The 25,244-nt window shown below is 34.7% G+C and carries 24 protein-coding genes; 12 read left to right on the plus strand and 12 right to left on the minus strand.

What is annotated here, in order from left to right; all coding sequences use genetic code 11:
• Positions 1-37 precede the first annotated feature (37 nt).
• Complete coding sequence (locus tag AAC601_RS10945; protein WP_340153278.1) at positions 38-394, plus strand: MmcQ/YjbR family DNA-binding protein; 357 nt, start codon at positions 38-40, stop codon at positions 392-394.
• Here AAC601_RS10945 and AAC601_RS10950 read toward each other — a convergent pair.
• The gene (locus AAC601_RS10950) at positions 382-1,947 is read right to left on the minus strand and encodes an OmpA family protein (RefSeq protein WP_340153279.1); all 1,566 of its coding nucleotides are present in this window, start codon (positions 1,945-1,947) and stop codon (positions 382-384) included. The genes AAC601_RS10945 and AAC601_RS10950 overlap by 13 nt on opposite strands.
• Positions 1,948-2,361: 414 nt before the next feature.
• Between AAC601_RS10950 and AAC601_RS10955 the strand changes: the two genes are divergently transcribed.
• Together AAC601_RS10955 and AAC601_RS10960 are read left to right on the plus strand one after the other, a co-directional pair.
• Positions 2,362-2,985 carry an SGNH/GDSL hydrolase family protein gene (locus AAC601_RS10955; RefSeq protein ID WP_340153280.1) on the plus strand — a complete coding sequence of 208 codons (624 nt, stop codon included), beginning with the start codon at positions 2,362-2,364 and terminating at the stop codon, positions 2,983-2,985.
• A 2-nt stretch (positions 2,986-2,987) separates the two neighbouring features.
• On the plus strand, positions 2,988-3,653 hold the full coding sequence (locus tag AAC601_RS10960) for a hypothetical protein (protein WP_340153281.1): 666 nt from the start codon (positions 2,988-2,990) through the stop codon (positions 3,651-3,653).
• Positions 3,654-3,706: 53 nt separating this feature from the next.
• On the opposite strand, the gene AAC601_RS10965 is transcribed toward AAC601_RS10960, so the two are convergent.
• Complete coding sequence (locus AAC601_RS10965) at positions 3,707-4,459, minus strand: isoprenylcysteine carboxylmethyltransferase family protein (protein ID WP_340153282.1); 753 nt, start codon at positions 4,457-4,459, stop codon at positions 3,707-3,709.
• Positions 4,460-4,632: 173 nt separating this feature from the next.
• Here AAC601_RS10965 and AAC601_RS10970 point away from each other — a divergent pair, with 173 nt between their 5' ends.
• Positions 4,633-5,172: a DsrE family protein gene (locus AAC601_RS10970; RefSeq protein ID WP_340153283.1), complete on the plus strand. Its 540-nt coding sequence runs from the start codon at positions 4,633-4,635 to the stop codon at positions 5,170-5,172.
• Positions 5,173-5,257: 85 nt separating this feature from the next.
• Here AAC601_RS10970 and AAC601_RS10975 read toward each other — a convergent pair whose 3' ends face one another.
• The 5 genes from AAC601_RS10975 to AAC601_RS10995 all read right to left on the minus strand — a co-directional run bounded on the left by AAC601_RS10975 (position 5,258) and on the right by AAC601_RS10995 (position 13,459).
• Positions 5,258-7,543 carry a DUF5916 domain-containing protein gene (locus tag AAC601_RS10975; RefSeq protein WP_340153284.1) on the minus strand — a complete coding sequence of 762 codons (2,286 nt, stop codon included), beginning with the start codon at positions 7,541-7,543 and terminating at the stop codon, positions 5,258-5,260.
• A gap of 57 nt (positions 7,544-7,600) precedes the next feature.
• Positions 7,601-8,617 carry a response regulator gene (locus AAC601_RS10980; RefSeq protein WP_340153285.1) on the minus strand — a complete coding sequence of 339 codons (1,017 nt, stop codon included), beginning with the start codon at positions 8,615-8,617 and terminating at the stop codon, positions 7,601-7,603.
• Positions 8,618-8,729: 112 nt separating this feature from the next.
• On the minus strand, positions 8,730-10,283 hold the full coding sequence (locus AAC601_RS10985; protein ID WP_340153286.1) for an ATP-binding protein: 1,554 nt from the start codon (positions 10,281-10,283) through the stop codon (positions 8,730-8,732).
• Positions 10,280-12,850 carry a PAS domain S-box protein gene (locus tag AAC601_RS10990; protein WP_340153287.1) on the minus strand — a complete coding sequence of 857 codons (2,571 nt, stop codon included), beginning with the start codon at positions 12,848-12,850 and terminating at the stop codon, positions 10,280-10,282. Before AAC601_RS10990 ends, AAC601_RS10985 begins: the two co-directional genes overlap by 4 nt.
• A gap of 105 nt (positions 12,851-12,955) precedes the next feature.
• Positions 12,956-13,459 carry a dihydrofolate reductase gene (locus AAC601_RS10995; protein ID WP_340153288.1) on the minus strand — a complete coding sequence of 168 codons (504 nt, stop codon included), beginning with the start codon at positions 13,457-13,459 and terminating at the stop codon, positions 12,956-12,958.
• Positions 13,460-13,816: 357 nt separating this feature from the next.
• Here AAC601_RS10995 and AAC601_RS11000 point away from each other — a divergent pair, with 357 nt between their 5' ends.
• Positions 13,817-14,677, plus strand: a complete 861-nt coding sequence (locus AAC601_RS11000) for a fructosamine kinase family protein (RefSeq protein WP_340153289.1) — start codon at positions 13,817-13,819, stop codon at positions 14,675-14,677.
• 171 nt (positions 14,678-14,848) lie between these two features.
• A complete protein-coding gene (locus AAC601_RS11005) occupies positions 14,849-15,214 on the plus strand; it encodes a hypothetical protein (protein ID WP_303269929.1) in 366 nt (121 codons plus the stop codon).
• A gap of 99 nt (positions 15,215-15,313) precedes the next feature.
• Here AAC601_RS11005 and AAC601_RS11010 read toward each other — a convergent pair whose 3' ends face one another.
• Positions 15,314-17,038, minus strand: a complete 1,725-nt coding sequence (locus AAC601_RS11010; protein ID WP_340153290.1) for an amino acid carrier protein — start codon at positions 17,036-17,038, stop codon at positions 15,314-15,316.
• 243 nt (positions 17,039-17,281) lie between these two features.
• Between AAC601_RS11010 and AAC601_RS11015 the strand changes: the two genes are divergently transcribed.
• From AAC601_RS11015 to truA, 4 genes are read left to right on the plus strand one after another with little or no spacing between them, the layout of a single operon-like run.
• Positions 17,282-18,148: a hypothetical protein gene (locus tag AAC601_RS11015; protein WP_340153291.1), complete on the plus strand. Its 867-nt coding sequence runs from the start codon at positions 17,282-17,284 to the stop codon at positions 18,146-18,148.
• Between the two features lie 2 nt (positions 18,149-18,150).
• Complete coding sequence (locus AAC601_RS11020) at positions 18,151-18,567, plus strand: DUF2141 domain-containing protein (RefSeq protein ID WP_303269926.1); 417 nt, start codon at positions 18,151-18,153, stop codon at positions 18,565-18,567.
• 8 nt (positions 18,568-18,575) lie between these two features.
• Entirely contained in the window at positions 18,576-19,046 is a 471-nt protein-coding gene (locus AAC601_RS11025) for a hypothetical protein (RefSeq protein ID WP_340153292.1), read from the plus strand.
• A 6-nt stretch (positions 19,047-19,052) separates the two neighbouring features.
• Positions 19,053-19,838 (plus strand): tRNA pseudouridine(38-40) synthase TruA, encoded by a 786-nt coding sequence (gene truA / locus AAC601_RS11030; RefSeq protein ID WP_340153293.1) that lies wholly within the window; start codon positions 19,053-19,055, stop codon positions 19,836-19,838.
• Here the strand turns inward: truA and cysM are convergent.
• On the minus strand, positions 19,828-20,709 hold the full coding sequence (gene cysM / locus AAC601_RS11035) for a cysteine synthase CysM (RefSeq protein WP_340153294.1): 882 nt from the start codon (positions 20,707-20,709) through the stop codon (positions 19,828-19,830). The genes truA and cysM overlap by 11 nt on opposite strands.
• Positions 20,710-20,889: 180 nt before the next feature.
• Here cysM and AAC601_RS11040 point away from each other — a divergent pair, with 180 nt between their 5' ends.
• Both AAC601_RS11040 and AAC601_RS11045 read left to right on the plus strand, forming a co-directional pair.
• On the plus strand, positions 20,890-21,447 hold the full coding sequence (locus tag AAC601_RS11040; RefSeq protein ID WP_340153295.1) for a LemA family protein: 558 nt from the start codon (positions 20,890-20,892) through the stop codon (positions 21,445-21,447).
• Between the two features lie 10 nt (positions 21,448-21,457).
• A complete protein-coding gene (locus tag AAC601_RS11045) occupies positions 21,458-22,453 on the plus strand; it encodes a DUF3137 domain-containing protein (protein ID WP_340153296.1) in 996 nt (331 codons plus the stop codon).
• A gap of 43 nt (positions 22,454-22,496) precedes the next feature.
• Here the strand turns inward: AAC601_RS11045 and epsC are convergent, their stop codons facing one another.
• Genes epsC through AAC601_RS11060 form a run of 3 tightly spaced genes read right to left on the minus strand, consistent with a single transcriptional unit; the run spans position 22,497 to position 25,210 of the window.
• Positions 22,497-23,309, minus strand: a complete 813-nt coding sequence (epsC, locus tag AAC601_RS11050; RefSeq protein WP_303269920.1) for a serine O-acetyltransferase EpsC — start codon at positions 23,307-23,309, stop codon at positions 22,497-22,499.
• A complete protein-coding gene (locus AAC601_RS11055) occupies positions 23,309-24,328 on the minus strand; it encodes a pirin family protein (RefSeq protein ID WP_303269919.1) in 1,020 nt (339 codons plus the stop codon). Before AAC601_RS11055 ends, epsC begins: the two co-directional genes overlap by 1 nt.
• A 51-nt stretch (positions 24,329-24,379) precedes the next feature.
• Complete coding sequence (locus tag AAC601_RS11060) at positions 24,380-25,210, minus strand: ion transporter (protein WP_303269918.1); 831 nt, start codon at positions 25,208-25,210, stop codon at positions 24,380-24,382.
• Between the last annotated feature and the right edge of the window lie 34 nt (positions 25,211-25,244).

Consider the following 25,244-nt stretch of genomic DNA (forward strand, 5'->3'; position numbering starts at 1 on the left):
CTTATCTTTTATTTGTTTTCGTGCTAGTGCAATAGGTATGAATATTGAAGAATTTAGAGATTTCTGTATTCAGAAATATGGAGTTACTGAAGAACTACCCTTCGATGAAAATACTTTGGTATTTAAAGTTATGGGTAAAATGTTTGCCTTGGTTGACGTTGATTTGTTTGAAAGCGTAAATCTAAAATGTGACCCGGAGAAAGCAATCAAATTACGTGAAAAATACGATGCCGTAACAGCAGGATTCCATATGAATAAGAAGCATTGGAACACTATTGAATTTGACGGCAGCCTGTCAGATCAGGAAATATTTCATTGGGTGAATCATAGCTATGAACTTGTGGTGGCTAAGCTACCAAAAAAATATCGTGAAGAAATTAATCAGAATAAATAAAATTCTACTCTTCTATTAAGTTCTCTCCCTTCAAATTCATCATCATTTGTTGCAATGGGTCTTTCTTTTCCCTCGCAGCTTATTTCAATGCGATATTTACTAATCCCTTTCGATAATAAGGCATCTTTGACTCCATTTGCTCGCTTACAGGACAAATCAATATTAATGTCTTCACCTCCTATAGCATCCGTATGTCCTTCAATAAGTAATTTGAGTTGAGGATTTTTTTCTAGTTCTTGAGCTATTAGATCTAAAACTCCGCTGAATTTTGCCTGAAGTCTGTCTGAGTCAAATTTGTAGTAAATATTTTTATTGATTTTCATGCCCTTGGAACCAGCTTCAATCAACTCAATGTTTTCTTCTTCCCCAAAACCCAGTTTACTACCTAAACTAGATAAAAACCCTCTGTTATTCCTTTCTTGCTCTTTTTCATAATCCATTTCCTGATCTATAGTTGCAGCAGGTGGTTGAGCGTTCTCAAAAACTTCAGGTTCATTGGCTTTGGGTACTACCTCTTCTGCTTGAATATCTTCCTCGTTAGTCGTTTGCACTTCCTCAGCATCATTATTTTCGGTAATTACATCCAGAGACTGTTCACTCGCAACAATAATTGGCTCTTGCTGGACTAAAATCTCTTGTTGTTTGTTACGATCCCTGGCCTGAATAATTTTATCTTTAATATCGTTTGACAATGTCGCTCGCCATATATTTCGATTTTGAGCCCCCGAAGGATAAGAATCATAGTATAAGTACTCGAAATTCGGGTCAATAGATACAAAAGTTTCTTCAAATTTAGTGTTAATAACGTTTCCTAAATTCTCGGGCTCAGTCCATTCATCCCAGCCATTACCCGTTCTGTGGGACATAAATAGATCTGCAGCGCCATTCCCATTGTGGCCATAACTTGCAAAAAACAAGGTATTCCCGTCATTAGTTAGAAAGGGGGCAAAATCTGCTTTATCACTATTGATAACACTACCCATAGTCATAGGTGTGCTAAATCTTTTCGAACCTTCTTGATATACGCTGTAATAAAAGTCTTGATCACCTTCGGAATCTTTCCTCTCTACAGCCATTAAAATTACATTATGTTTGAAGTTATAATCAAAATCAACATAAGAACTGTTATTATAATATCCATCTATAGGAAATTCCTTAGGTTCGGTACTGCCCTTAGTGAATAGTGCTAGTTCTGAGTTTACTCCTCTATATCTTGAATTTACAAATATGAGTGAATCATCATTTTTACTAGCCCTAACCAAGTCATTAGCTTTCTTATCATTGTAATCTTTTCCCAAGTTTTTAGGCTTGGTCCAAATACCTCTAGAATCGTAAGTACTAACCCAAACGTCTTGGAAATCTTTATCACCTCTGATATTCTCTGGATGAAACCGTCTGTTTATGTAAAGCTTTTTGCCATCATCGGATATAATAGGTCGCACGTCTTGATATTGGCTATTTACATTTCCTGGTATACCTTCAATGGTGATTTCATCTTGCGCAATTGAAAATAATGGAAGTGAAATATATAAAATGATTATAAGAAGTCTCAATATTTAAATCTTAGTTAAATTCAAATAAAATTTAATTTTAATGTTAAAAAAAGCGAAAATATACGGTTATCTATAAGTTTTTTCGACTAATGCCCCTTTATTTTATATGAATTTATGAATAATATTTTTTGTATCATAGACTGTTGTACATTTTTGATATGAGAGTAACATTCAAAATATTTTTGCTTTGGGTTTTGAATGAACTTTCTTGAAGCTCCATTTTCATACTATTTCATTGCAATAGCCTGTTTTATTGCAATGAATTATAATTATATTTGTTGAATTTGCTAGTCATTCTTACCTATTTTTTTTATTCTAATTAATATATTTTAAATTGCATTTTATTTATAAATTTCAATGAACAATTTCAAAAGCATTTTATTTTTATATTTCCTTTTATTAAATATTAATTTAATGGCTCAAGATAAAATTTCATATTTGGCTTTAGGTGATTCCTATACAATTGGTGAAGCTGTTGATATTGACCAAACCTGGCCAAATGTTCTGACGAGTACACTTAAGAAAGAAGGCATCAATATTGAATTAGAAAAAATAGTTGCAAAAACGGGTTGGACGACAGATGAATTACTAATAGCTGTAAATGAGGATGAAGGATTAGATACGGCCAAGTATGATTTGGTAAGTCTTTTAATAGGTGTTAATAATCAGTACAGAGGTTATGGCATTGAACAATATAAGGAAGAATTCGAATTGCTATTACAAAGAGCTATTTCCTTGGCTGGTAAAAAGGTGAGTAGAGTATTTGTTGTAAGTATCCCAGATTATGGAGTCACAACTTTTGCAAAAGAAAATAATAAGAATGAGGCTTTAATAGCCAAAGAGTTGTATGAATACAACAGTATAGCAAGAAATATCTCAGATAGGTATGGCGTTAAGTTTTTTGATATTACGCCTATTTCTTTAAGTGCTATTTGGGATGAGGACCTGATTGCAAAGGATAAACTTCATCCTTCTGAAAAAATGTATGTTGGATGGAGTGAATATATTGCACCTGGCGTTTATCAGTTACTGAAATAAGAATGTTAAAGCATCTCCATATATATATCGTTATTTTACTTTTCTTTACGGCATGCAAAGATAAAATGGTCTGTGCTGCCTTTCAAAGTAGTTATATATTGGATGAAGAGCAACAAAAAAAGAGATTCTCCTTATTTGAAGGGGACTCCTTAGTTTTGACTGCGTCTGCTTCAACAAGTAATTATAAGACGAATATTTACGGGATCTCTGAGAAGAAATATGGTTATTGGAGGGAACAGTCTTTGTTGAAGGTGAAGCAAAAAGATGTGTATAGCGAAGAAGTAGATTCTATATTGAATGTTAGGGAAAATGGTGTACAAGAGATGGCAGAAGGAGGGGATATTAATGTGAAGTCGCCATTTACACCAGAATTAGATTCTGCGCAGATGGCTCAAGGAGCGGATGCATGGGATAATACTAAAAGGTTTAAATATAACGTAGATTTTGTAAACTATATGTTATTAGTTGGTAATGATGTCTTGAAAGAACAAGCTGCTCAAAGAGATTCAACAAAGGCTAGAGCAGAAAGAAAAGAGACAGAGCAAGTTTCCGATTCTACCTCAAATGAAAAGAAAGGATTTTTTAAGAGTTTATTTGGTGGTAAAAATAGAAATGAGGAAGCTCCCATCGAGGATGTTGCAGAACAAAAGCCAGAATCTCAGAAATAAAAAAGCCTCGTTAATTTAACAAGGCTAAGTTTCTGTTCGATGAATTTTTTATCTTATCTATCTTCTTTGAGCTTTAATAGTGAAGACTTCTTCAAAGCTTTGAGTATTAAGTACAAAACAATTGATATTGCAGCTGCAACTATTAAGTAAATATTAAAATCTCGAGTTCCTTTTAAAAATTCTGCTATCACGTCAAAAGCACAAAAAATGATAAAGATGGCGGCAAAACCATTTTTCTCTTTTTTGAAAACTTTTTTCCAACTGAAAGATAATTTAGGTTTAACAAAATTCTTAAATGATGGAATAAATGCTGGTGTTTTTTCGGCCCAGCTTGTATATACATCACCAAATTTTCTTCTCAGAAATTGTTCCTCAGCAAACATTATTCTTTCATAATATACCCAGTAGAATAGAACAAAAGCGACAATAAACCATGTATTTTCGGTTAATAAGGCTGGCCCAAGCCACATAAAAAAATTCCCAACATAAAGAGGATGCCGAACAGTTGAATAGATTCCGGTTGTATTAAGCGTATCTGCTAGCTGCTTTCCTGTATTTCTACCAGAAGTGTTTTTTGGAGTGTGACCTACTGTATATGCTCGGATGTATTGTCCAAATAAACTTATAGCGATACAAAATAAGAGAAAGTAATTTTTGATTTCCGGATCTTGTATGAGGAAAAGCTCCGGATGTAAAGCAGCGTAAGCATAAATACCCATGCCTATCAATAAAATTAATACGGGTAAAGTCCCCCTGTATTTGAAAAGCCACACACCTTGTTGTTCAAATTCTTCCTGTAATGCCATTAATTTTGATGTTCAATTTAAAAAGTTGCAAATTAACCATTATATAACCAATATATTAAGCTAATCCTTATAAAATATGTAGTTCGAATAAAATCTCATGCTTAATTTGTAAATGACAAAGTTTAAATTCATTTTTAGAGGTATTTAGTTGTGGCAATTTAAAATGTAAAAAGATGAAATTTTATTTTAATATACTGTTTGTGTCTATACTTATTAGTTCAACTGCATTTGCACAAGAGGCTCAGTTCCCTATTGTAGAAGGTTATGGAGGAATCTATAAAATTCAGGATGTGGTAGAAGAGCTGCAGGAGGGTGAAAAAGTCAAAGTTATAGTTGAAGTAGTTTCTGGTAATGAAACGCCTGAGAAGCATTCTTTTTGGGTGAATAATATTGCACGACTAATGAATCTCCACGGTATTGAAGGAGTCTCTGCGGAGGATTTACAAGTGAAAATTATTGTGCATGGTTCTGCAGTTTTCGATTTATTGTCGAATGGTAATTATTTTGAAAAGTACAGAATTCCAAAGAATCCTAATATTCCTATTTGGGAAGCTTTAAGTAATGCAGGTGCAGAGGTAATCATTTGTGGACAATCCTTAATAGCACGAGAATTAGGTAGGGACGAGATTTGGGAAAATACTCAAGTGGCCACATCTGCCCTTACCACCATTACTAAGAACGTAGCAGATGGTTATGTTTTAATAAAATTTTAACCTAAGACTTTTGAATCGTATAATTTTCATCATAGCAGAACACAGTTCAAAGTGATTTCGCTAACCTCATGATTTGGTCAGCATATTATAGATTTAACCAATAAGTCAACTTCAACACAAGGGCTCTATTTTTGGTGTTATCCCCTGGTATGAAATCGACTGGCCCATTTGGTGCAAAGTTTTCAGTATAGACAAGAAAAATATCAGAAGCAGGAGCGAACCTCCATTGAAATCGTAGGTTGTAATTAACATTATCAAACCGATTATTATACTGTGCAAAGCCAGTGAAGAATATAGCATCGGTCATGGTCAGGTCTAACCTTGGACCTAAAAGATAAAAATTGGCACTGCCAAATCCCTCTGCTAATTGTATAGAATTGAAATCATAGCGAACTGAAAAAGATCCGTAGGGCTGGAAACGGTAACCAATATTTCCGTTGAGATTAAACCTCATTCCATTATAGAAGCCACCGAAACTAGTACTTACATCATAATTGAAAAGTGGCCTTCTGTCAGATATATAATTAGCTTGAATGACATTCCATTCATAATCGGTCCCCCGTAGTAATAAGCTATCGTTAAATGGAGCTATTGGACTGAAATCGAAAAACATATACTCATAATTCCTACTTAAATTTATTGAGGCAGAAGAAGTATTGGTGAAATTGAAATTATGAGACAGGCTAAATGATCGATCAGTTATTCTGCTAAAATCAGAATTTGAGGTATAAGATAGATCGAAACTGATGCTGTGATTGATGATTTTTTCATTTTCCGGATAGAATATATAGGAAGGACTGAAAGAGCCTTGATTATAACCAACTCTTGGAACAAATCCCATTTCAGCATTAAAACCATCTCCAATCGCAGTATGGACCCATCTCAAGGAATAGTTTCTACGCTGATAACGGATGAATGCTCCATGATTATAAGTTCCATTTTGATTCCAATCATCAAAAGAGCGTTGATAGTAAAAGTCTCCGGCCCAGCGCGTGTCTTCTGTAAACAGGTTGAATTCTGCTCCTAAGACTCTATTGTAAAGTTTGTAGTTAGTTACAGTATCTGTTCCTTGGATTTCTCTTCTAGCTACTTGTGGATTATATTCGCTGATATCCTTTCCTTTTTCCACTCCCAGATTTTCTTTATTTGCAAATACAAATGCCACATTAGATCTTTTAAAGATATTCTGCTGAAGTGCTAAAACACTGTAATTTTGATAAGGAAGTTGTAAATCCTCTCTTCTATCTGTCAACATATTCAATACCCCTATCCTTAATTTCTCATTCAGTTTACCGCTCATCCGTGCGCCTCCAATAATAGGCACTTGTTCAGAACGACCTAAGGTATCAGTAGTAATACCAATTCTTCTTGAGAAAAATGCCCTAGACTGAGGGAAACCAAATTTGCTAAATAAATCTGCATTTTCAAGAAAGAACTGCCTTCGTTCAGGAAACTGCACTTCAAATCGACTTAGGTTGATGACTTGACGATCAACCTCTACCTGAGAAAAATCAGGATTTACAGTTAAATCTAAATTTAAGGAGGGAGATAGTCCTATTTTTGCATCAAAGCCTGCATTCGCATTCAATCCTTTTTCTTGTTGAGGATCAACAAAATTTTTATCGTAATTACCGAGCGCATAAGGAATGAAAGAAATATTTGTGCCAGCAGGAGGCGGATTTTCCGGCCATTTTATTTGGCCTGAGAAAGTAAGCGCAGAGGGTATGTATTGCTGTGGCACCGCTATCCACGTGCTTCTTTCGTTCCTCTTCAAGTGGTTCCTGAAAAATTGCATATTCCAAACCTTATTTTCATTGCTGTACCTAATGGACTTAAAAGGTATAGCTATTTCGGCCACCCATTTATCATCGTATCTTTTGACCTGAGAATACCATTTGTTGTCCCAATCCTCATTGACATTTGTTCCTTCATCTATTGTGCCCTCTCTTTGCACGCCATAGGGTGTAATGCCAAATGAAAAGCCATTGGTGAAATCGTTATAAGGATCTAAGTAGATTGAGAAATTTTCATTTAGGGGCCAGTCCCAATCTCTACGTAATGATTGCACTACGTAGCCATCTTGGCCATCGAAACATATAATGGCAAAGTAGAAATTTTTTTCATCATAGGTCATTCTTACCTCCGATTCCATAGCGGCTGGACGGTCGTCATATGGAATATTCATTTGGAAATTTGTGGCAACTTCAGAGATTTGCCAAACTGTTTCATTCAGCTCCCCATCAAGTACAATATTTTCTTTGGTTTTTTGAAGGTTATATTGGGTTTCCTGTGCTTGGTTTTGGGCTGTGATATTTTGCTGGAATCCCAATAATAGAAAGCCTAATATGATTAATAGAATATACGTTTTCATTACTTGCAATACTACTAAAACTAATGAAGGATAGTTAGCAAAATTTTATAAGTGGATTTATTTATTACTGGAACTAGATCTTTTCACAATACTTCTAATCACATCATCAATTTCATGCGCTGAGCTTAGTGCATTTTTCAGTAATAATGCACACTCTTTATCCTCTTCCATAATATGATCCATATGTTTTTCTTCTAATCGATTGATGATTCCCATCATTCTGGTTAGAGGAGCGCGAACCAAATGGGATTGTTCCCAAGCAATATCCATAAGTTGCTGATTTTGCTCCTCTATTTTTCGGATATATGATTCCGTTTCAGTTAAGTCAATGGACATTAACAGCGTTGCTTCAATGCCCTGATAATTAATAGGGTTGACATAGAGCTTTACCTGGAGGGTTTTACCATTTTTTAATTGATGGTTATGAAGAGGAGTATTTTTTAGGGTTTTTCTTTCGGTAAGATATTTCTTTAGATCTAGTGTACAAAAATCCTTATCAATATCATTTATTAGCATGTGCAGAAATTCTTCTTTGCTGTATCCGTAGGTGTTAATTGCGGCATTATTGACTTCTAAAAAGTTTCCTGTCTTGTTATTTATCACCCAAGTCGGCTGCGGATTTAATTGGAAAAGTTGCTGATATTTTTTTACTGAGCTCTCTAACTGTCTGTCAATATGCTTTCTTTCAAAGGCATACGTAATGCTTTTCCTTAATGCTTTGCTAGTGATTTCGTCTTTTAAAAGGTAATCTGCACAACCTAAAGTTAGTGCTTGGATAGCAGTTCTTACGTCCTCCTGACCAGTTAAGATGATGATAGGAGTTCTTGGTGCTAGTCGAGTTGTTTCCTTTAGTAATGTCTCCACGTCAACATCAGGAAGGCTTAAATCCAGTAAAATTACTTTGTATGGTTGGGTTGATTTAGATAGCAAAGTTTTTGAATCCCTGAAATTTGCAGCAATATCTAAGCTTAATTTTGGAAATTCCTCCATTAAATATTGTCTTACAAGAAACTGGTCTCCAAGATTATCTTCTACTAATAAAATTTTAAGGCTGATGGTACTATTGAAACTCATTGGGTAATAGCTATTATTTTTATGTCTTACTCCAGAAAGACATCATTTGATTATGATGCAAGCTCGGACTTTTTCTACGCTGATAAAAATCAATCATCGCTTGAAACTTACCCTATAAAAGTTGTTTGCTAATACTAAAATGAAAAATGGTACCCTGACCCACTTGACTTTCTATATCTATCTCTCCAAAATGAGTTTCAACAATTTTTTTACATACCGCTAATCCAATCCCATGGCTCTGTGAATCTTTATCGTCTACCTTTTGAAACACCTTAAATATCCGTTGGAAATTTTTTTCAGAAATACCGATACCGTTGTCTTCAACACTAAAAAGATAAGAAAATCTACTTTCCCTTGCCATTATGATGATTTTTGGTCTTTCACTAGCACGATATTTTATGGAATTTTGAACAAGGTTTTGCAGCAATCTAGTAAATAAAATTGGGTAGGCTTGAAACTCTTTAATTCGGTCTTTAACTATGATTTCAACATTATTTTCTTCGATTAGGGCACCAAGAGAAAACTTCACTTCCTCCATTACATCTTTCACTTTTATTGTTTGCAGATTTTCATTTAGGATGCCTGACCTTGAAAACTCCAATAGAGAATTGATGAGCTGATACATTTTATCACCAGACTTAATGGCCATATTTATATATTTCTCTGTATTATGGTTCAGCTGACCGTTAGATTTTTTTAATATTAGTTCTAAGAGACCTTTAATATTTCGGGCGGGTTCTTTTAAATCATGAGAAGCTACGTAAGCAAATTCTTCTAATGATTTATTGAGTTCTGTTAACTTCTTGTTTCTAGACTGTAGTATTTCATTTAAAGATTCTATTTTTTCTTCATATTCTTTTTGCTGACTAATCACATATTGGAAGGAGAAGAATCCATTGATTTTATTATTTGCATCCAAGAGAGGTTCACAATTGATATTGGTCCAGTATTTTTCCCCTGCCTTGGTGTAATTTACAATATCAACTTCAAAACCTTTACCATTCGCCAAAGCATCACTCATTATTTTTACAGTAGCTGAATCTGTTTCCTCTCCCTGTAAAAAATGTCCTGGTTTTTTGCCCAAAACAAAATCTGCATCATAACCGGTCAATCTCAAAAATGAGTCATTGACATATGTGGTTTTCCCTTCAATATCAGTTGTGATAATTGAATTTTTAGTTTGCTCAGCAATGGAAAGTAGGCGGTAATTTTGATTTTCGAAAAAAAGCTGCTTTACAGGTTCCGTAACCGTTTCTAGAGCTTGGCCCACTTGTCCTTGGTCAGTAAAGAAGATAATTGCTAGTCCTTCCTTGTTTTCGTCAGCTAGTGAATTAATGAAATAAGAAATCATTTCTGTTAGATTTGAATCCCAAAAATTCTTTTTAGAAGAAAACCTGTTAGAGGAAATAGTATAAATGGTTTTTTCCGAATTTATGTAAACTTTGCCTCTCTCCAAGCTCATTCCCTCTTTGATAGTTCTTATCGGTATATGATCACTTATCTCTGAAAGTTCATTTATTAACGCTCCTGTAGTATTTTCCTGCTCTTGGATAATTATGTAAGCATAGCCTGACTTCAAATTTATTTTCTGAAGATATGACTTCAATGCCTTATTGCTATTGAAGGAGATTGCAAGAACGATTAAAGGGATTTTTGCTGTATTCATGTTTTAAAGTTCTTGGGTACAGTAAAGGAAAAACTACTTCCAATTCCTAATAGCGATTCGACCCATAGCTTGCCTCCATATTTTTCCACTAACTTCTTGCAAATAGCCAACCCTAAACCTGTTCCAGGGTATTCGGATTTTGAGTGAAGCCTTTGGAATATTTGAAATATTTTTTCATTATTTTTTGGGTCAATCCCTATTCCATTATCTTTTATTTCAAATTCATAATGAAGTTTACATTCCTTACATTTTATTTCAATTTTTGGCTGACTGTCTAATTTAGAATATTTGATGGCATTACCAATTAAATTGTGGAATAGCTGCTTAATGGCAGTCCTGGAGTAGTACACCTCTGGTAGTTCCTCAATTTCTAAGTCAATATTTTTCTTGCTAACGCTTGAATGAAGAAGGCTTAAAACCTCCGCTATTTCATTATTCAAATCTAATTTCTCTAGCTTTTCTTGTTGAGTACCCGCTCTGGAATATTCCAATAGATCTACTATTATTTGGCGCATGCGTTTTGCACCATCAACCGCAAAATTGATGTAAGTTTGGGCTTTATCGTCCAATTGATCTTCATATTTAATTTTCAATTGGGTCATGAAACTAGACACCATTCTAAGTGGTTCTTGTAAATCATGGGAGGCGATATAAGCAAATTGCTCTAGTTCCTTATTACTATTCTCTAGCTTTTGAGTGTAATCCTTCAATTCTAGGTTTAAATTTTTTAATTCCTCTTGCTGGTTTTTCTCTTGTGTTATATCTCTGAAATAGATAGAGAGCCCATTTTTTGAAGGGAAACTTCTGACGTTCAGCCAAATGTTTAAAGGCTCATCATAGTAATCGAAAGTTCGTGTTTCCTTGTTTTGTATGGATTTGTTGTATTCTTGTTCTGCAACGCTACCTTTGGCATAATCAAATAAATCCCATTGGTTTTTTCCCAAAGCATCTTCTTTGGAAACACGTAAAAGCTTCTCCGCTTTTTTATTAAAGTAAGTAAAGTTGAATTCTCGATCTACGGCTACAAAAGCATCTGAAATGCTTTCTAATATTTCACTTTCATTTTCATAAGCCTCCTCCAATGCCTGTGTTATAAGCTTTCTTTTAGTGATGTCCTTGTAATAAATAGAGTAACCATCTTGGCTAGGGTAGATGCTTTCATCGAACCACAAATCAAAATATTCGAAATAGAATTCAAATTGCACCGGCTCTGTGGTTTTCTTTACATGATCCAAATAATCCTTAAATACAGTTTTACCAATTTGCGGAAATTCTTCAAATAAATTTTTACCTATGAGGTCGTTTTGTGATTTCCGCATCGTTTTTAGCGCGCTTTCGTTCACATAAGTGAAATTAAAACTTCGATCTAAAGCATAAAATGCATCAGAAATGCTTTCCAGTATATTATGCTTTTCCTTTAGGGCATTTGCAATTCCTTTTTTATTACGGACTTTTTGAGTGACATCCATTACCGTGGAAATCATTAAATCTTGACTGGGTAGCGGAATATTTTTGGCATCTACATACTTTGTTTCACCTTCTTTAGTAGTAATTTTTATCTCATTCCAACGCATTTTTCCCATATCCCCAGTTTCAATTCCAGCATTGATCAATCCTTGAATTTCTTTTCGATATTTCGGATCAGGATACACTTTTTCGAAAAATGATGATACATCGGTAAGTTCACTATCTGGCCAACCGTAAGCTTTACTAAATTCCTGATTAATTAAAACTTGCTTGCCCGTACTAATATCATTAACAGCAACTCCCATGGGGATGTGCTGCAAAATATTTTGTACAAGTTCATTTTGCTTTTGCAATTGTAGTTCAATATTTTTCTTCTCTGTAATGTCAGTACTATGGCAAACCAAGCCAACAAGTTCAGAATTTTCATATATTGGTGCGATATTAGCACTAATCCAACCAGGATCTACATCTTTGTTCTCAGTTGGACCAATTTCAACTGAAATCGTTTGACCGCTAAGTCCTTGATCATATAATGCTTTCCATTTATTAAGATAGGCATCGTTTACGATTGGGATTTCAAGCATATTTTGTCCTACATGCAAAGTAAAGTCTAATTGTTTTTTGAAGCTTGCTACCATCGCCTCATTAGCTGCTAACAACAAGTAATTCTTGTCTACACTCCAAATTAGATTTTGTGTGCCATTGATGAGGTATCGTGAAGATTGAATAATCTTTTTTCGTTCTCCATTCAATACATTTTCTGGTTCTTGGTATTTTCCAGTACCGATATAGAAACCCGCATCTGCATTGAATTTAATTGACCAAGAAAACGGAATTTGGTCTTGATTTTTATGAATGAAAGTACAGGGAAAATCATGAATTGGGGTTCTATTAAGTAGATTTTCACGAAATTTCTTATTCTTTTTTGATGGTATAAAATCAAAGAGATTTGTCCCCTCGAGTAACTTAGGTGGATAGCCAAGGTGGGGCTGGCTAAATCTATTTACCTTAATAAAATCAAAATCCTCATTTAGTACAAAAACCAAATCATCGGACAATTCCATTAAGTCTAGTATGCCTGAGGGGAGTTGCTGGCGCATTTTGAAATGTTAAAACTGAACTAATTGCATATATAGTAACAATTTCTCAATATAATAAAAACTACTGTTTTAATCAATGGTATTTCAGAGTTAGGGAGGCTAAATTTAATTTCGGTGGTAGGTTACATAATCAAATTCAAATTGATGTTTTTCATCTTTAGGATGATGTTCACGGTTAACCTCTTTCCATAATGATTTATCAAATTCTGGAAAATAGGCTTCAGCATCAGGGAATTCAGCCTTGACTTCAGTTATATACAGGCAATCGGCCATCGGCAAACAGGCCTCATATATCTGTCCACCTCCTATTATAAATAATTCTTCTTCATTGTTTTTCTTTGCAAAAGCAATTCCGTCTTCAATATCATGAAATACTTTTACTCCATCATGTTGCCAGTCTTTATTTCGTGTAATTACTATGTTCACTCTTTTCGGTAGCGGCTGATATTGTTCACCTAAGGAATCAAAATTCTTTCTTCCCATTAAAATGTGGTGATTACGTGTTTTATCCTTAAAATATTTCAAGTCATCCGGTAGATGCCAAATCATATCATTATTCTTTCCGATGGCATTATCATTAGCTTTTGCCACAATCATCGATATTTTCATTTTAATGTAATTTTTATTTTTTTTAATGGTTTGGAGTACCAATAGAGTCAATCCTTCTAAGTATTTTAGCTTTCAAAGCTCCAATCTTCAATTGAAAAATTTAAACAAATATCATAATGTTATACTAAAACAAATATGATTTAACGATATAATTTTTCGCATTTTGCTACTTCAGTGCAGAAAAATATACTTAGTAGAGCTAGAGAGGGTTAAAAGCATTATATCATAGCAAGCCGGTCGGCTAGTAATTAAAGCACAAATAACTAATGAAAAGCTTCAATAAGTGTTTTTAAGAATAAATCTGTTTTGGTGGTTTCCTCGAAAATTAGTTGATTAGCTAATAAATGACCTCCATCTATGATTCCCGAAGTAATTAAGCAATTTGTCTATTCGCTACACAATCATAAGATTAGCGGATTCTCATCCGTTCCTGGCGGGAGTATTAATAATGCTTTTCGCTACTATGCTGGAAAGGAGCAGTTTTTTCTGAAATTTAATCAGGAGGTCGAAGGAATAATTGAGAAAGAAGTGGACGGACTGAAAGCAATTTCAAAATTGAATTGTATTTCCACGCCAAAAGTGATAGCTTTTCAAAAAGTTGAGAGTTACGAGCTTTTGGTATTACCATTTATAAAAGAAGGAATAAAAACTTCTAGAGCATGGGAGGCTTTCGGTGAACAATTAGCTGAAATGCATTCAGTACCTGTCCCTTATTATGGTTGGCATCAAAATAATTTTATCGGTAGTCTACCTCAATCTAATGAACAGACTGATAACTTTCCATCGTTTTTCATTAATCAAAGGTTAAGGCCTCAAATTCAATTAGCTCATCAGAATTCATATTTTTCTTCTAAGCAATTAAATCTCTTTGACGTTTTATTTCAGAAGCTTCCTGAAATCCTTCCTGATACAAAACCTTCATTAGTGCATGGCGATTTGTGGAGTGGAAATTTTATGATTGATGAAGTTGGCATTCCGTACCTAATAGATCCATCAATTCATTATAATTATAGAGAAAGCGATCTTGCTTTCACCTATCTCTTTGGCGGCTTTGATTCAAAGTTTTATGAAGCCTACAATCAGCATTTTCCTTTAGAAGCAGGATTTGCTGAAAGGATTCCTCTCTACAATATTTACCCACAACTAGTGCATTTGAATATATTTGGAACTGGATACCTCGGTTCAGTTATGAATAATCTTTATCAATATGTAAGATAAGTGTCCGTAGTTGGAATTTTATATGTTCATTAATGAACACTTCTCCGAGTCCTGAGATTTAAAAACCCCTTTATTTTGATTTAAACGCCTATCTGCAACTATTCGAAATTTGGCAGCGTCTTAGCTATAGAAACAATAACAAAATAATATTTTAACAAAAAATCTAAAAAAATGAAAACTATTAAGACCACCGCCAAAATGATTGCACTAACATTAGTAATGGGATTAGCAATCAATGTAAATTCCATTGCGAGTTCAATTGAACCGCATGCGAATCCGTTTTATTCGGATGAAGAGATGATCAATTTGTTGGAGTTAGAAGATGACTATGATTTATTCGAATCTGAAATGCGAAAAGAGGGAGTTCTAGAATGTGAAAACAGTGAAATCATTATTGTCTTAGGCCAAGATGATGAAATTGTTTATCAAGGAAGCCATCAATTGGAAGATGAAAGTAATGCTTTTTTAACAAGATTATTGACAAAGGCAGATTTCATTATGTCTTCTGGAGGAAAAAGCTTCTACAAAGTATTCTAAAATAGAACCCAACTTTAAATTCGAATTTTATGGAATATCTATAAAAAAGGCTGCCTTGAACAAGGACAGCCTTTATTTTTTCCTTCAGTGCAAGTATAATTATTTAAACTTCGGATGATCTTCTCCAGGAAAATTCTCTTCAAAGAAATCACCATACTCACCAATCGTTTTCTTCATATCTTTCCTTAGCCATAAAATGCCCAACAAGTTTGGTAAAGTCATTAAGGCTATCGTTATGGCCGACAATGTCCAGATAATTGTAGTGTCCTGGAAAGCAGCAAAGAAGAATGCGACTACGTAAACAATTCTATAATAAATTACAGACTTTGGCCCAAATAAGTATGTCATGGCTCTGTCACCGTAATATGACCAGCTAATAGCAGTACTAAAAGCAAATAGTAGCAATCCTATTGATACAATATATTGTCCCCAATCACCAAAGAAACCTCTTTTGAATGCTAATGCAGTTAATGGTGCACTATGAACCAATGATTCTCCTATGAATTTGATTGGTCTATCATCCGAAACTTTACCATTTGTAATTTTAACAGATCCAGTAAATACTTCATCAGTTAATAGACCTTCATCTTTATAGACCATAATGTTATCAGCAAAACTTCTACTGTGGATAAATGTGAAATCATCATTTTGAATTTTTCCGTCAACAACTTTTAATTCACCAGAATAAGTAGGAAGTTTTTCTTCATCATTGATATGGAGGTATATTTTGTTTTTATGCTCCTCATTGGATTCTACGTATTGCTTATCTAAAATCTCGATTTCAGAATACTCAAATTTATTGCTATGTTTTTCATTCCAAGCTCCTGAAGATAGCAGAACCAAACCCGTAACTGTACAAATGATAATGGTATCAATGAAAGGTTCTAAGATGGCAACCATACCTTCGGAAAGCGGTTCGTTTGCTTTGGCTGAAGCGTGAGCGATAGGAGCAGACCCTTGACCCGCTTCATTGGAAAATAGGCCTCGATTTACCCCCCTGTTAAATGCATAAGCGATATTAGCTCCTATGAAACCGCCAGTTGCTGCTGAGCCAGTAAATACATCACCAAAAATAGCAATCAATGAAGGAATAATGTTCTCGTAATTGAAAAGGATAACAGCGAAAGCCCCTATGAAGTATATGATGGCCATTGCCGGAACCAGTTTTGATGTAACTGCTGCAATTCTCTTGATTCCACCAATAATTACTAAAGCTAAAAGCACAGCTAAAACTGCGCCCGTTACCACCTGATCAATTCCAAAAGTGGCTAATAAAGTACTTGAAATACTATTGATTTGAGGTAAACTTCCAGTACCAAATGAAGAAAGTACTGTAGCAAATGCAAATATGGCTGCTAGCCATTTCAAATTCACTTTTTTACCATTAAAAGTGAAGTTAGCATTTTTCATATAGTACATTGGGCCTCCAGCCATAGTACCATCGTCAAGTTTAGTCCTGTATTTATGTGATAAAGACACTTCGACAAATTTTGTACACATCCCAATTGCAGCAGTAACTAACATCCAGAACAAGGCTGCTGGCCCTCCTAAGTGGATAGCAAACGCAACTCCTGCAATGTTTCCCGTACCTACTGTTCCTGAAAGTGCTGTTGCTAAGGCTTGAAAGTGGGAGGTATCACCAGGCAAATCTTTTTTATCAAACTTTCCGCTAACAATTTTAACAGCATGTTTAAAAAATCGTATTTGTGGGAATTTTAAATAAATTGTAAAGAATAAACCAGTTCCCAATAAAGCGTATGGAAACCAAGTGGCACTCCCTATAAAACTGTCAATAAAAATGAGGAAATTATTTACTTCTTGCATAGAGCTTAGTGTTCAATAAGTCAATTTTTTTGTGAATGGTGACAAAACTAAGAAAAATTACATAACATAATCGATTTCAATCGACAGTTTTTATGATTGGCATTGAGAAATGATAAGGCTAAAGGATTTTGGACGGGTTCAACAGTTATATGCTCAAGAAAAGACATTTACATTTACATATTTTCTTATTTTGCGGATTTGGGTCTATCTTTGAACAGATCTTGAAATTATCCTTATAGAACCATGAAGCAAATATTTATAATAATACTGACCATAGTCTGTCTTCCCTTTCTTTCCCTAGCGCAATTTGAATTGGACAGCCTTAAGAAAAAGTGGGAAAATGTGGGTAAAGAAGCTATCGAAGGCGTTTATTCTTTGTCAGGGGACAGTAGGTCTTATTCCATTGCATTAGCTAAAGACAATGATGTTTATAAGTTGGTGTATTTAGAAGGTGGATTGGAAAATTGGATTTATGGTGATTTGAAGGGAATGATTGCCAAATCGGAAGAGATGTACGAAGGGCGGTGGAATGCCGGCAAACCAACCAAGCCTAACTTGGAAGATATTAAAGTTGTTTTTGGGAACAAAAAATTCATTCTGTACTGGTCGGACTGGTCGATAGATGAGTTTAAAATGATTTATCCTGAGAGAGCCGAAGAGCCCACTGATATGGATGAGGTGTTTATGGATCAAGCCTTCAAACGTGAGGAAATATCAATTCCGATTCAGTTGAGTGATTCAGGTTCGGTGGAAATTCCCGTTATGGTTAATGATGTGCTAAAAATATTCGTAGGACTTGAAAAAACATCAAATGAAGTCGTTGTATCTAAAGATATAGCTAGAACTTTAATTCAGACCAAAACGCTTGGTTATAAAGAATGGAAGGAAGGAAATTACTACAAATTCATTGATGATAAAAAAGCTTTTGAACCGCCACATGTTTTTAACTTAAATTCTTTAGCTCTGGGAGAAGAGCAATTAACTAATTTGAGAACCGTTATTTCTGATGAAATCTCACGATCCGTGGTCATTAGTTTTGAAGTATTGGAACGTTTCGGTAAAGTAAACATTGACATGGACAAGATGTTACTTACAATAAAACCAAGATGATAATGTATCAATACCTATTAATTCTGTTTACTTTATTTATGCAACCCAAGACTTCTACCCTTGAGCTTGAGATTGGGGAATTTAGAAATATGAAGGGTCATGTGCTAGTATCTGTATTTGATAATTCTGAGGACTTCCCCTCAAATGAACAGAATGCGATTGTGAATAAGAAAGTTAAGGTCACCCAAAAAAAGCACACAATCTTGATTGACGGACTTTCTGCTGGTGAATATGCAGTTGTATTCTTACATGATGAAAATGGAAATGAAAAAATGGACACGAATTTTGTAGGAGCACCCACAGAAGGTTATGGTGCAAGCAATGACGCTGTCAATACATTTAGTGCTCCAAAATATAAGGAAGCAAAATTCCTTTTGGAAGGTGAAAAGAAATTCCTAAAATTGAAGATATTTTATTAATTCAATCTATGAGACTAAATTTTTTAATTGTAATTGTTTCTTGCTTCCTGTTTGCGTGTGGTCAAGATGGTGAAAAAGGAAAAAATAGTGATCCACTTTGGGAATTGGAACAACAAGTTTTTGAAAAAGGTGAAGATATTGAAATTGAGGAAATAAACAGTGCTATTGAAAAAGCAACCACCATGCGTTTAAGTTGGGCTTATAGTCCGATCACAATTGCTATAAGGGTAGCTGGTCAACAAATGATTAGCCCTCAAGTTAAAGTTTTAGCTAAAAGCATGTCTGGCAATGAATTGATTACTCATACCGTAGTAATGATTGAAAAACAAAATCTTCAAGATGATTCGATTGACGATGAATATTATAGAATCGAGTTAAAGTTAGGAGGAAGCATCTGGCAAGTAATGGATATTAAAACGGCATGGACTTGCAAGGCTGAAAGAGGCCACACCGAGCTAACCTCAGAAGTTTGTAAATAGTGTCGAATGGCTGTTCGTTTCGAGTTTTTTTATCTAATTGAGATTCAATATCTGGGTTTTCGATATCATGGATGGCAGTTCCAACCAGGATTGAAAACATTACAGGGTACTTTAGAAAAAACTTTAAATTTTCTTTTTGCTGGTGAGAAATTTAAAATATTGGGCGCAGGGCGGACGGACGCAATGGTTTCAGCGGAGTCTGCTTATTTTGAATTATTCACCAATGAAGAATTGGACGTTAACAGGTTTCAGCACACATTAGATGATAATCTTCCAGCTGATATTCAGGTAGTAGATATACAAACTGTTGATAAAGAATTTAATATCATTCAGGATGTGAGAGAAAAAATCTATCATTATTATTTTGCTTCTGTGGAGGAAAAATATCCGTTTGCATCGCCTTTTATGAATTGTATTCGAGAGCCTTTAGATGTTGAAATGATGAGCAGGGGAGCAAAACTATTTGAAGGGGAAAACGATTTCCAGTTTTTTATCACAGGAGATGCGGAAAAGAAAAACACTATCAGGAAAATTGAAGAGTGTAGTATAGAGAAAAATTCAGAGTTATCTGCAAGCTTCTTTCCAAACGAAAGTTTTATTTTTAAGATAAGAGGGAAAGGCTTTATGCGTTACCAAATTCGCTTAATGATGGGAGCATTAATACGACTGGGTAGAAAGGAAATTTCCTTGCAAGATATTTCAAATGCGCTAGAAGGAAATTTACCAACTTTTCAAAAATTAAGTGCTGCTGCTTCTGGTTTGAGAGTGAAGGCTGTAAGCTTTAGATCTTAAATAGACCAGAGCTCAAGTAACGATCACCACGATCACACGTAATGCAAACAATAATACCAGATTCAATTTCATTGGCAATTTCCAATGCTGCAGACAATGCTCCACCACTGCTCATTCCCGCCAAAATACCTTCTTCTTTAGCCATTCTTTGTGTCATATTGGTCGCGTTGGTTTCGCTAACGTCTATAGTTCTATCCACTCGATTAGCCTCAAATATCTTAGGTAAAAATTCGGGAGACCATCTTCTGATTCCTGGAATTCTTGAGCCGTCTGTCGGCTGTGTTCCTACAATCTGTATTTCAGGATTTTGTTCCTTCAAATATCTTGATACACCCATAATTGTACCTGTGGTTCCCATCGCAGAAACAAAATGTGTAATTTTTCCCGCTGTATCTCTCCAAATTTCGGGCCCAGTGGTTTTATAATGCTGTAAATAATTATCTGCATTTCCGAATTGATTAAGCATAAAATATTCACCACTAGCAGCCATTTCCTCGGCTACTGTTCGTGAATATTCAATGGTACCTTTTGCACTTGTTAGAATTACTTTAGCTCCATAGGCTTCCATTGTTTGAATTCTTTCTGCTGTAGAGTTTTCGGGCATGATCAAGGTCATATGCAAGCCCTTCACTTTGGCTATCATTGCTAATGCAATTCCAGTATTGCCACTTGTAGCTTCTACTAACTTATCTCCGGCTTTTATTTCTCCCCTCTCAAGGGCAGCACTAATCATTCCCAAAGCAGCCCGATCTTTTACACTACCACCAGGGTTTTGCCCCTCTAGTTTACAATAGATCTTAACATTTTTATTGGTTGGAATATTTTTTAATTCTACAATTGGGGTATTGCCCACTAAATCTTCTACAAACATTTCTTTATAATTGTTGAACTGATATGTTAAATAATGATATTTCAAACGTAATCATAGCTGAACTGTTTAACTTACTGTAAGGAATTGTTTATTATTTTAGTAACATTAAATATTGGAATTATTACTTTATATATATAGATTGTGCTTTAAAATTATTTATCTACTTAATCTATTTAAAATATGTTAGCGATTGGAATAGTTGCTGGAGTCCTCTTATTGATTATTATATTGATGTATAACAGCTTGGTGAACAAGAAGAACCAAGTGGAAAATAGTTTTTCTACTATTGATGCCATGTTAAAGAAAAGGTATGATTTAATACCTAATTTGGTCAATACTGTGAAAGCCTTTATGAAGCATGAAAAGGATTTACTATCTGAAATTACAGAATTGAGAACCAAAGCTGTTTCTGGTAATTTAAGTGATAGCGAAAAAATTGATGTTGAAAATAGAATATCAGGAAAAATGGGCGGTATAATGGTAGCCGTTGAAAATTATCCGGATCTAAAGAGTAATTCTAATTTTTTACAGTTACAGGGAGCATGGACTGAATCCGAAGAACAAATTTCAGCAGCTAGACGAGCTTACAATAGCTCGGTGACGGATTATAATAATGCAGTACAAATGATTCCGACCAATATTTTAGCTTCTATGATGAACTACAAAAAGAAAGACTGGTTTGAAATACCAGATAACGAAAGAAAGAATATAAGTGCTAAAGATTTATTCAAGGCTTAATTTTAGGTGAATGCAAAGCAAATTAACTTTTGATCAATTCTATGAAAAAAAGCTTATCCCTGAAATTGAGAAGCAAGAAGACCAACGAAAGAAGTATAAAAGGAAATTCTTAACTGCTTTATTGATAGGATATATTATTTACGCAATTATTGTTGTCTGCATGGAGAACATTTATTTGCAGAATGAAGATCAAAATTTTTTTATCGCATACGTGTTCTGTGGAATTCTTTTAATAGTTCCGTACATTTTCTTTTTTCAGTCGTTTAGGAGAAAGTTCGCACTGGTTTATAAGAATAACGTTATCAAAAAAATGATCCATTTTATTGATGATGGTTTGTCATACAGTCCTACTAGTGGATTTTCAAAATCTCAATACTTACGAAGCGAGCTTTTTAAGAAAAGACCTGATAGGTATAAAGCAGAAGATTTAGTTCAAGGTACAATAGGTCAAACTCCCATTTGCTTCTCTGAAATAAAATCGGAATATAAATCTACAAGCGGCTCAGGAAAGAACCGCAAAACTCAATGGCACACTATCTTTGATGGTATTTTTTTTGAAGCTGATTTTAATAAGGATTTTAAGACAAAGACGTTTATTTTACCAGATTATCTAGAAAGATCACTGGGCTTTATTGGTAAGAAATTGCAGAGTTTAAACGTTGGCAGACCACCACTAGTGAAATTAGAAGATCCAGAATTTGAAAAGTATTTTGCAGTATATGGAGAGGACCAAGTAGAGGCGAGGTATATATTATCTACATCGCTGATGCAGAGACTGACTGAGTTTGGTAAGAAGAGAAGCTTGCCGATCTATATTTCCTTTGTGGATAATAGTATTTTTGTTGCAATTTATGAGACAAAGAATTTATTTGAACCTAGAATTTTTAGAACAAATGTTAATAAAGATGTAATTTTCGAATATTTTGACATGCTGAAATTAGTCACTGGAATTGTTGAGGATCTAAATCTAAATAACAGAATTTGGGCTGGTTCTAAAATGAAGTAGTAAGTGAATTTGTAAACTAGAAATGAAGCTTTAATTTGCCCTTCTACTCTAGATTGCTTTTCAATAAGTGTTTGTTTTCTGAATCATAGTAAAGTCTTGAATTTGACTCCAGACTTCTGGTTATCCAACTATTACCACCAATTACACAATGATCTCCTATATGTGTTTTGCCTCCAAGAATTGTAGCATTTGCATAAATCACCACATTATTACCAATTGTTGGATGTCTTTTTTGGCTTGCATTTTCCTTTTTCACACTTGTTGCTCCAAGCGTTACCCCTTGATAAATTTTGACATGATCACCAATATCTGTTGTTTCTCCAATCACGATTCCTGTACCATGGTCTATGCAAAAATGGGATCCGATTTTTGCTGCAGGGTGAATATCAACCCCGGTTCTGCTGTGTGCATGTTCACTAATCATTCGTGCAATCAATTGATAACCTGAATTGTAAATACTATTTGCAATTCTATAAGCAGCGATAGCTTTAAAACCTGGGTATGTTTTAATCACTTCTAAGCGACTCTGGGCTGCCGGATCCCCTTCATAAATAGCAGTAATGTCATTCTCTAAAGTTGATTTAATTTTTGTTAAGTCCTTGAAAAGAACATCCTCATCCCCCGGATACTTTTTTTGAAGGCTTTTACATCTTTTCTGTAAAAGTAGATGCCAATCTTTTCTTAAATCCCCAAATCTGTTTTTCAGTTCATTTCTAGTCGTGATTTTTTCGTTTCCATAATCTGGGAAAAGGAAACCCACTAATGATTCATAAAAGGCAATTATGCTGCTAGGAGAAGGACAGCCCAATGCAGTTTGATGTTCTTGGTATAAATTATCTAAAAAGCCTTCTTCCATCAGTCTTTAATTTCTTCTCTACCATCTGCATGAATTGCAAATCTCCCTTTATTTTTATCATGAACATTTTCATAAGTAGGCCATGGCCACCCACCGAATTCAGTTTTTTGAAACTCCATGATGGTTTCTCTAACCTCTGCAGGATAGTTTAAAACAAAAGGACCATGTTGTACTACAGGTTCGTTAATAGGTTTACCTTGAAGTAGTAATAATCTGGCTTCTTCTTCACCATTTTTTATGGTTATATCAGCTCTTGCATCTAAATATGCTCCATGGTAATGGGGTAAATCGGTCCCGTTTAGTGCTAAATTTTTCCCTGTAAAAAAATACAGATTCCTATTTATGTTATTTTCGGAAGTTGGTAAAGTAAATTCTGCACCAGCCTCCATTTTTATATGCCAAATAGCCACTTCATTTTCAGACTTTGCAGCCCAAGAATTTGGTGCTGGCTTTGGGGCTGTTTTACCTCCTATATTGCCTGCCATAACTTCAACCTCAGTTTTCCGGTCATTTTTATCAGTATGTTTAAAAACAGGAATCGTATCCTTCCATAGCATGGCAAAATGAGGGTCTACCTTTTTATGGTCTCGAGGTAGATTCAGCCATATCTGGAAAAGTTCCAGCGGGTTTTCCTCATTTTCTTTTAGTAAAGGAAACATTTCAGAATGCTGAACTCCTTTCCCAGCCGTCATCCATTGGACATCACCATCACCAAATCTACCAGCAGCACCTAAAGAGTCGGAGTGGTCTACCAAACCTTTTCTAACAGCCGTAACCGTTTCAAAGCCACAATGAGGATGTGCAGGAAAGCCCGGGACTTTACTACCATGATACATTCTCCATCCATCTTTGATAGTGAAATCTTGACCAATCATTCTGCCATCCAATGAGGCTGCAGGTCCTAAATCTTTATTCCCTTTAGGAAAAAAATCTTCATGATGGACACAAAATAAAAAGGGGTCTTGTGTTTGCCATGGGAAGCTTAATTTTTCTATTTTTTTGATTCCTGAATTATCCATGTAGGTACAACGATTATCAGCTTCATTATGTTGACAAAAATGAGCTTAGATTTATTCAGCTATGGGTAATTTTTTGCCACAATTATGACAAAATTTCGCGAAATCCCCATGTTGTGTTGCTCCGCAGCTTTGGCAGCTCCTATTATCCATCTTAAATCGGTTTTTGTTCATCTCTGAGGTCACAATGCCTGTAGGAACAGCAATTATACCATATCCCATTATCATAATTAGAGAAGCCACAATTTGGCCAAGCGCTGTGATTGGAGCAATATCTCCGTAGCCAACAGTGGTCAAAGTTACTATTGACCAATAGATGCCTTTAGGAATATTAGTAAAACCACTTTCAGGTGGTTCAATTAAATACATAATGGCACCTAAAATGGATACTAAAATCAATACCGTTCCAATAAACAAAGTGATTTTTTTCCTGCTGGCCAATAGAGCTGAGGAAAGTTGGGATGCTTCTCCTAAATATTGAGTTAATTTAAATATTCTAAATATTCGTAGAAGCCTTAATCCTCTAATGATCATTAGGGATTGAGCTCCGACAAAGAAAAAGGCCAAAAGTGAAGGTAAAATGGAAAGAAGATCTACTATACCAAAGAAGCTTTTGATATAGTGCCATGGCTTTTTGACAATTATGATTCTAATAATATATTCGATTAAGAAAAATGCAGTAAAAATCCATTCAGCCCATAAAAAGTAGGTTCCGTAAAGCAATCGAATCCATCCAACACTCTCCAGAATTACTGCTAAAACACTAAAAAAAATAGCTACCAATAGAATGGCATCAAATAATTTACCACCAGGAGTGTCAGCCTTAAAAATAATATTAAAGGCTTTTACTTTCCATTTTGCGTTGGTATTGGCTTGTTCCTCCATTATTAAGTTTTAATATCTAATAATATATATTGTA

This window comes from uncultured Marivirga sp. (assembly GCF_963974845.1).
Lineage (GTDB): Bacteria > Bacteroidota > Bacteroidia > Cytophagales > Cyclobacteriaceae > Marivirga > Marivirga harenae.